Below are 6,872 nucleotides of genomic sequence, written 5' to 3' on the forward strand. Positions count from 1 at the left end.
TTTACTACTTTATTTTACCTTAACTGACCTACTCAATAGCATAATCTGTTACAACGTTTTAAATAGCTTCATCTACTCTATAAACTCTTGAGTTAATTGCTTTTCTATAATTATGTCCATTTAGAATATAGTCTACTTTGACTGTCAGATACTATTAAAGAAATGTCCAATATGAACACGTATTTTAATTTATTGACAAGAGTTATACAAACTCTTAGACTCTTACCTGACATAAATTAATTTTTTACAAAAAATGCCTGGTAAGAATATTGGTTATATTCGAGTTAGTACTATTGCTCAAAATCATGAAAGGCAATTAGAAGGTCTAAATTTAGATAAGGTCTACGTTGATAAAGTATCTGGTAAAAATGCTAAACGTCCTGAACTAATTAATTTGTTAGAATATGCTAGAGATGGAGATACAGTTTTTATCCATAGTATGGATAGGTTAGCTAGAAATCTCGATGATCTTAGGAAAGTCGTTATTGAGCTTACATCAAAGGATGTAATAGTAAAATTTGTCAAAGAAGGACTTACTTTTACAGGCGATGATTCTGCTATGTCTAATTTATTGCTTTCAGTAATGGGTGCTTTTGCTGAATTTGAAAGATCCTTAATTAAAGAAAGACAGCTTGAGGGAATAGCTATAGCTAAAAAGAAGGGTGCTTATAAGGGAAGAAAGCCTAGTCTATCTAATGAGCAAATTTCTGAACTAAAAGGAAAAATAGCAAATGGTGAAAAGAAAACCTCTGTTGCTAAAGATTTTGGTATTAGTAGAGAAACTCTTTACCAATATTTAAGAAAATAAAAATTAACCTCATATTTGCCATTTAAATGCTCTATTTTGCACGTTATACTACTTACCTATACAAAGGTCTATGTTTTTGATAAACACATTATAATAGGCTTTAATATCGATAAACTTCAAAGTATAGAGTCTTTAGACTAAATTTAATAAATTTATTCTTTATCCAAAAGCTAAAATCTTCTATAAAAATATTTCCCATAGAAAAATAATTATAAAAGCTATTTTAAAATCAAAAATAGTCTATTTTTCTATTGAATAGTTTATCTATTTATATTTATAAAGATTATGATTTTCTGAAAACATTGCTATTAAAGTGTTTGCTGGGATTTAAAACACCTTCTTATAAGTTTAAAACACCTTCTTATAAGTCATTTTTGAATTTAAAACACTTTTCCATAAGTTTAAAACACCTTCTTATAAGTAAAAAACACCACTGTGGAAATAAATGTGTTGAGGCGGTTATACTTTGCTTTTATAATATGAACACAACTTTGTAATTTAAGTGGTTATGAGGAAATTAGGGAATAATAAAACTTTAGCAGCACATAATAAGCTTATTAAAGGACGCTATAATTTAAGTCGGGAAGAGCAGAATTTTATTTATCTGATGGTTTCGCAGATAAATAAAGATGATACAGATTTTTTTGAGTATAAAATCCATATAAGTGAATTAGAAAGTAGAGAATTAACGCAAAAAAATTATAAGCAATATAGAGAATTTGCCCAAGGCCTCGTTGGTAAAACAATTACTATAGAAGATGATAAAGAGATATTAACTACAGCGTGGTTTAGTAGTTTAAAATATACGAAAGGAACTGGGCAAATAACAGCTAAATTTGATCCTAATTTGAAACCTCTTCTTTTGGAGTTAAAAGAAGAGTTTGTCCAAGCTAAATTACCTACACTCTTACAATTTAAGAGTAAATACTCATCTAGGTTATACCTTTTTCTAAAGTCTGAGTATGATAGACAAAAGAGTTATAAAAGTAATCTATACATAGAGTATGAAGTTAAATATTTACATAAAATGTTTGAGATGCCTCAATGCTATTTAGATAGGTATTCTAAATTTAAAGATATGTTTTTAAATAAAGGAGTAGAAGAAATAAATGAAATAACAAATTTAGACGTTACTTTTAAAGAAGAAAAAACAGGCCGAAAAATAACATCGATTACGTTTTGTATCAAAGAAAAAAATAAAGACCCTGAAGATATTAGTTTAGAGTTTCTTAAAAGCCAATTGTTAACTATGAAAACAGAAAGTGATTATTTACCAAATAACCTAAATAGTAGGTCTATAAGTATCCTTTTAGATGATAAATTGGGTTTGCAAGAAAATGATTTCAAAAAAATATTCAGTAAATATTCTATAGAGACCGTAGAAAAAGCTTGTGATGACGTATACAAAAGCTGGGATAATTCAAAACTTAATAGTAAGTTGGCACTTTTTAGAAAAAAATTACAAGAATATAACAATAACAAGTGAATTACCCAATGGCTAAAAATGATTGGGGTTTCTAATTTAGTAATGATTAAAGTTATTTAATTATTAAAAGCTCGAGATATAATTATAAATTTTATCTTTTCAAAACATATTTATAGAAATGTTTTTAGTTTTTTTAGTAAACAAAAAAAACTTATATAATTTATTTTTAACAAATGCAGACAGGAAATTATTTTATATAACCATCAAAATCGACATCTGCCTATTAAATTTACCATATATTAATAACTATTTTTATCGCTTATTATTAGTTACATAAAAAGTTATCAAATTTAATACAAACAAAATCTTATTTTCCGAAGGAGATAAAAATCAGTATGGATATTAAAAGAATTAAATGGGAGAACGGTCTGAAATTAGATAGTGAGATTTTATCTACATCAGATACTTTAAATTTAAAAAGTTCTGAACTAGCTAATTTTCTCCCATTTAATCTTTCTAAAGGTATAGTTTCTTTTGTGATTAACGAAGAAAGTCTACAAACTGGGCTTATTCTAGTTAAAAAATTAATAATCTATATTAAGGATAAGAAATTTATTTCTTACGATAATTCTTATCCTCTATCTTTACAAATAATGGATAATGAAATTGCAGCACGCATACCTATTTATCTAAATGTAAACGAAAAGATTATTGAAAAAGATCATACTAAATATATTACAGAAGTGTTATCTTTATCTACTGAATATGATCATACTGCTACTTATAGCACTATGATCACTTATTTTAGACAAAACGAAACTTCTCTTGAACCATTAGAATCAGAGTTTCCATTATTATCAATGGATCATTATCTGATGGATATAGTATTCACAAATCTAAACAAACTTATTTCAAAAGTTGAAGTTTTTAATAAATTTATATTTTCTACAACATTTCCACATGCATCAATCTTTTTAAATTTTCTATTATCAAAACTCAAAAGAGAACTTTTCTTTGCAGAATCTAATAAAAGTAATATTTCACCATATCACATATTCAGCCTAGTTCACGATGTTTATAGTTTGATTATTGAAAATAATATTGAAAAACAAAATGCAACTACAACCTTTCAGTATGACTTTAATAAAGCTTATAGTTCTTTTAATGGCTTAATGAATGAATTAGAAAAAGTTTGTGAGAAAAAAAGTATTAAAAATTTTGTACAATTCAATCGTCATGGACAAAAATATGTCTGTGAAAATTTCCCACAAGAGTTCTTTACTGCAAATAAATATTATCTAGTAGTTAAAAAGAAATCTGAAGCAGGTACTACTAATCAGTTAGATAAAGAAATCAAGATAACAAGTATTAGTAGATATACAAAGACCGTAGTCTTATCATTATCTGGTCTTAAACTTAAGAAAATTGATGCCTCAATGCATAAAAACCTGCATATTTCGCTAGGTGGCTCAGATACTACTTTTGAAATTGAAAGAAATTCTGAATGGGATTTTATCTTAGTAGATAAAAGCGCTACATTTACTGCTTTTGATGGCAGTGAAAATTATGACTTCTTTATAGCTTTTGTTTAATCGATGCACTAATCATGTTGATTTAAACTTCTATATGACTACCTTTAAAATATTTAATATTTTTAAATGACAACATTAGATATTAAAAATTCCAAAATCCTATTAAATTTACTGTATATAAAACCAGAGACTGTTGAATAAATGGTCAATTTTTTGAAGCTATGATAATTTTTTGCTCTTTTTGAGCTAGATATCAGCAAATATTAGTGCTTTTGTGTTCTATATCTGCCATTTTTGGCGGATATAGATACATTTATCCTAGCTAAACCATCAAATTGCGTTCCTTTTCTCCAAGTAATTAAATTTTCTATTAATGCAGCCATTAAAAGTATGCGATATGATCCTTCAACTTTTTTTATATACTCCAAATTTTCCTTATTATTTAAGACCTCAAGACGATATTGCTTATGACACAACAATAGCTTTTGTAAGTATTCTAGTTTTCTTGTCATAGAAGGAGTCTTTATATATTCATGTATATAGGTAAGCGCTTCAATGTAACTCATAATTAATTTCCAACATATTGCAGATATAAATATTATTACTTAGTTTTATTTTTTTTAAATAAAACTAAAAGAATACGGAGAAATTATATTCTGGGAGTTAATTTTAATAGATTATAGGGCCTGCTGAGAATAGCTGTATGTTTCTTGAAACATAGTACAGGATTTGGTGAATAATATGTAATAGCTTTGACTTAATCTGACATTGTGTATAAAATAAGATGTCAAATTAAGGAAGAATAAAATGAATGCATCTCAAAAGATAATCAAACCCAAATTAGGTCTGTTAGAATTAGCAAAACAATTAGGTAATGTCAAGCAAGCTTGTAAAGTGATGGGTTACTCAAGAGACAGCTACTATCGCTTTAAAGAGTTATACGATAATGGTGGAGAATTAGCTTTACAAGAAATATCCCGTAAGAAGCCATTAGAGAAAAATAGAGTTGAGGCACATATTGAGCAAGCAGTAGTTAATATGGCTTATGAATATCCGGCGTATGGACAACATAGAGTATCAAATGAATTAGCAAAGCAAGGAATATTAGTCTCAGGAAGTGGAGTTAGATCTATTTGGCTTAGACATGACTTAGAGAATTTTAAGAAGCGATTAACAGCACTAGAGACCAAAGTAGCTCAAGATGGCTTTATACTTACAGAAGCTCAATTACAAGCTTTAGAAAAAGAAAAAGCTAAAAAGGTTGCTACTGGTGAGATTGAAACGCATCATCCAGGTTACTTAGGATCTCAAGATAGCTATTATGTAGGGTATATAAAAGGTATAGGTAAGATATATCAACAGACATTTGTAGATACGTATACTAGAGTAGGATTTGCTAAGTTATATACAGAAAAAAATGCAATAGTAGCTGCTGATATGCTTAATGATAAGGTATTACCATTCTTTGAGGAACATGGAATAGATCTATTAAGAGTATTAACAGATAGAGGCACGGAATATTGTGGAAAGCTGGAGAATCATTCCTACCAGATGTACTTAAGCATAGAAGACATTGACCATACTAAAACAAAAGCTAACTCCCCTCAAACTAATGGTATCTGTGAAAGATTTCATAAAACTATGAAAAATGAATGTTATGAGACAATGTTTAGAAAAAAGGTTTATTCAACGATTGAGGAGATTCAGCAAGATGTTGATATATGGCTGGATTATTACAATAACGATAGACCACATTCTGGTAAGCACTGTTATGGAAAACGCCTATGAAAACTTTTATTGACTCAAAACCTTTGGCAAAAGAGAAAAATTTAGGTAATATGTTTGATAAATCTGACACTAGTTTAGAAATAAATTCAGTCTCAAATTAATTGGTGACTGTCAGATCAAGTTTGAGCTACTACAACTTGTAATAGCTTTGACTTAATCTGACATTGTGTATAAAATAAGATGTCAAATTAAGGAAGAATAAAATGAATGCATCTCAAAAGATAATCAAACCCAAATTAGGTCTGTTAGAATTAGCAAAACAATTAGGTAATGTCAAGCAAGCTTGTAAAGTGATGGGTTACTCAAGAGACAGCTACTATCGCTTTAAAGAGTTATACGATAATGGTGGAGAATTAGCTTTACAAGAAATATCCCGTAAGAAGCCATTAGAGAAAAATAGAGTTGAGGCACATATTGAGCAAGCAGTAGTTAATATGGCTTATGAATATCCGGCGTATGGACAACATAGAGTATCAAATGAATTAGCAAAGCAAGGAATATTAGTCTCAGGAAGTGGAGTTAGATCTATTTGGCTTAGACATGACTTAGAGAATTTTAAGAAGCGATTAACAGCACTAGAGACCAAAGTAGCTCAAGATGGCTTTATACTTACAGAAGCTCAATTACAAGCTTTAGAAAAAGAAAAAGCTAAAAAGGTTGCTACTGGTGAGATTGAAACGCATCATCCAGGTTACTTAGGATCTCAAGATAGCTATGTAGGGTATATAAAAGGTATAGGTAAGATATATCAACAGACATTTGTAGATACGTATACTAGAGTAGGATTTGCTAAGTTATATACAGAAAAAAATGCAATAGTAGCTGCTGATATGCTTAATGATAAGGTATTACCATTCTTTGAGGAACATGGAATAGATCTATTAAGAGTATTAACAGATAGAGGCACGGAATATTGTGGAAAGCTGGAGAATCATTCCTACCAGATGTACTTAAGCATAGAAGACATTGACCATACTAAAACAAAAGCTAACTCCCCTCAAACTAATGGTATCTGTGAAAGATTTCATAAAACTATGAAAAATGAATGTTATGAGACAATGTTTAGAAAAAAGGTTTATTCAACGATTGAGGAGATTCAGCAAGATGTTGATATATGGCTGGATTATTACAATAACGATAGACCACATTCTGGTAAGCACTGTTATGGAAAAACGCCTATGAAAACTTTTATTGACTCAAAACCTTTGGCAAAAGAGAAAAATTTAGGTAATATGTTTGATAAATCTGACACTAGTTTAGAAATAAATTCAGTCTCAAATTAATTGGTGACTGTCAGATCAAGTTTGAGCTACTACAA

5 protein-coding genes and 1 pseudogene are annotated in these 6,872 nt (G+C 28.9%); 5 read left to right on the plus strand and 1 reads right to left on the minus strand.

Features of this window, described 5'->3' with window-relative positions; all coding sequences use genetic code 11:
* The first annotated feature begins 253 nt into the window (after positions 1-253).
* The 3 genes from FRA_RS07995 to tssK all read left to right on the plus strand — a co-directional run bounded on the left by FRA_RS07995 (position 254) and on the right by tssK (position 3,826).
* A complete protein-coding gene (locus FRA_RS07995) occupies positions 254-808 on the plus strand; it encodes a recombinase family protein (RefSeq protein WP_035721784.1) in 555 nt (184 codons plus the stop codon).
* A gap of 508 nt (positions 809-1,316) precedes the next feature.
* Complete coding sequence (locus tag FRA_RS08000) at positions 1,317-2,294, plus strand: replication initiation protein (RefSeq protein WP_035721786.1); 978 nt, start codon at positions 1,317-1,319, stop codon at positions 2,292-2,294.
* Between the two features lie 335 nt (positions 2,295-2,629).
* Positions 2,630-3,826: a type VI secretion system baseplate subunit TssK gene (gene tssK, locus FRA_RS08005; protein WP_035721789.1), complete on the plus strand. Its 1,197-nt coding sequence runs from the start codon at positions 2,630-2,632 to the stop codon at positions 3,824-3,826.
* 203 nt (positions 3,827-4,029) lie between these two features.
* On the opposite strand, the gene FRA_RS08010 is transcribed toward tssK, so the two are convergent.
* Positions 4,030-4,332 carry a hypothetical protein gene (locus FRA_RS08010; protein WP_035721791.1) on the minus strand — a complete coding sequence of 101 codons (303 nt, stop codon included), beginning with the start codon at positions 4,330-4,332 and terminating at the stop codon, positions 4,030-4,032.
* Between the two features lie 241 nt (positions 4,333-4,573).
* On the opposite strand from FRA_RS08010, the pseudogene FRA_RS08015 reads away from it, so the two are divergent.
* Both FRA_RS08015 and FRA_RS08020 read left to right on the plus strand, forming a co-directional pair.
* Positions 4,574-5,655: pseudogene (locus FRA_RS08015) on the plus strand (IS481-like element ISFw3 family transposase).
* Positions 5,656-5,757: 102 nt separating this feature from the next.
* The gene (locus tag FRA_RS08020) at positions 5,758-6,837 is read left to right on the plus strand and encodes an IS481-like element ISFw3 family transposase (RefSeq protein WP_035718769.1); all 1,080 of its coding nucleotides are present in this window, start codon (positions 5,758-5,760) and stop codon (positions 6,835-6,837) included.
* The last annotated feature ends 35 nt before the right edge of the window (positions 6,838-6,872 follow it).

The organism is Allofrancisella heilbronnii, assembly GCF_000710735.2.
GTDB classification, from domain to species: Bacteria; Pseudomonadota; Gammaproteobacteria; order Francisellales; family Francisellaceae; genus Francisella; species Francisella frigidaquae.

Excerpts from the sequence above, each read along its gene's own strand:
- FRA_RS07995 (WP_035721784.1), top strand. The coding sequence starts at position 254 with ATGCCTGGTAAGAATATTGGTTATATTCGAGTTAGTACTATTGCTCAA.
- FRA_RS08000 (WP_035721786.1), top strand. The coding sequence starts at position 1,317 with ATGAGGAAATTAGGGAATAATAAAACTTTAGCAGCACATAATAAGCTT.
- tssK (WP_035721789.1), top strand. The coding sequence starts at position 2,630 with ATGGATATTAAAAGAATTAAATGGGAGAACGGTCTGAAATTAGATAGT.
- FRA_RS08020 (WP_035718769.1), top strand. The coding sequence starts at position 5,758 with ATGAATGCATCTCAAAAGATAATCAAACCCAAATTAGGTCTGTTAGAA.
- FRA_RS08010 (WP_035721791.1), bottom strand. The coding sequence starts at position 4,332 with ATGAGTTACATTGAAGCGCTTACCTATATACATGAATATATAAAGACT.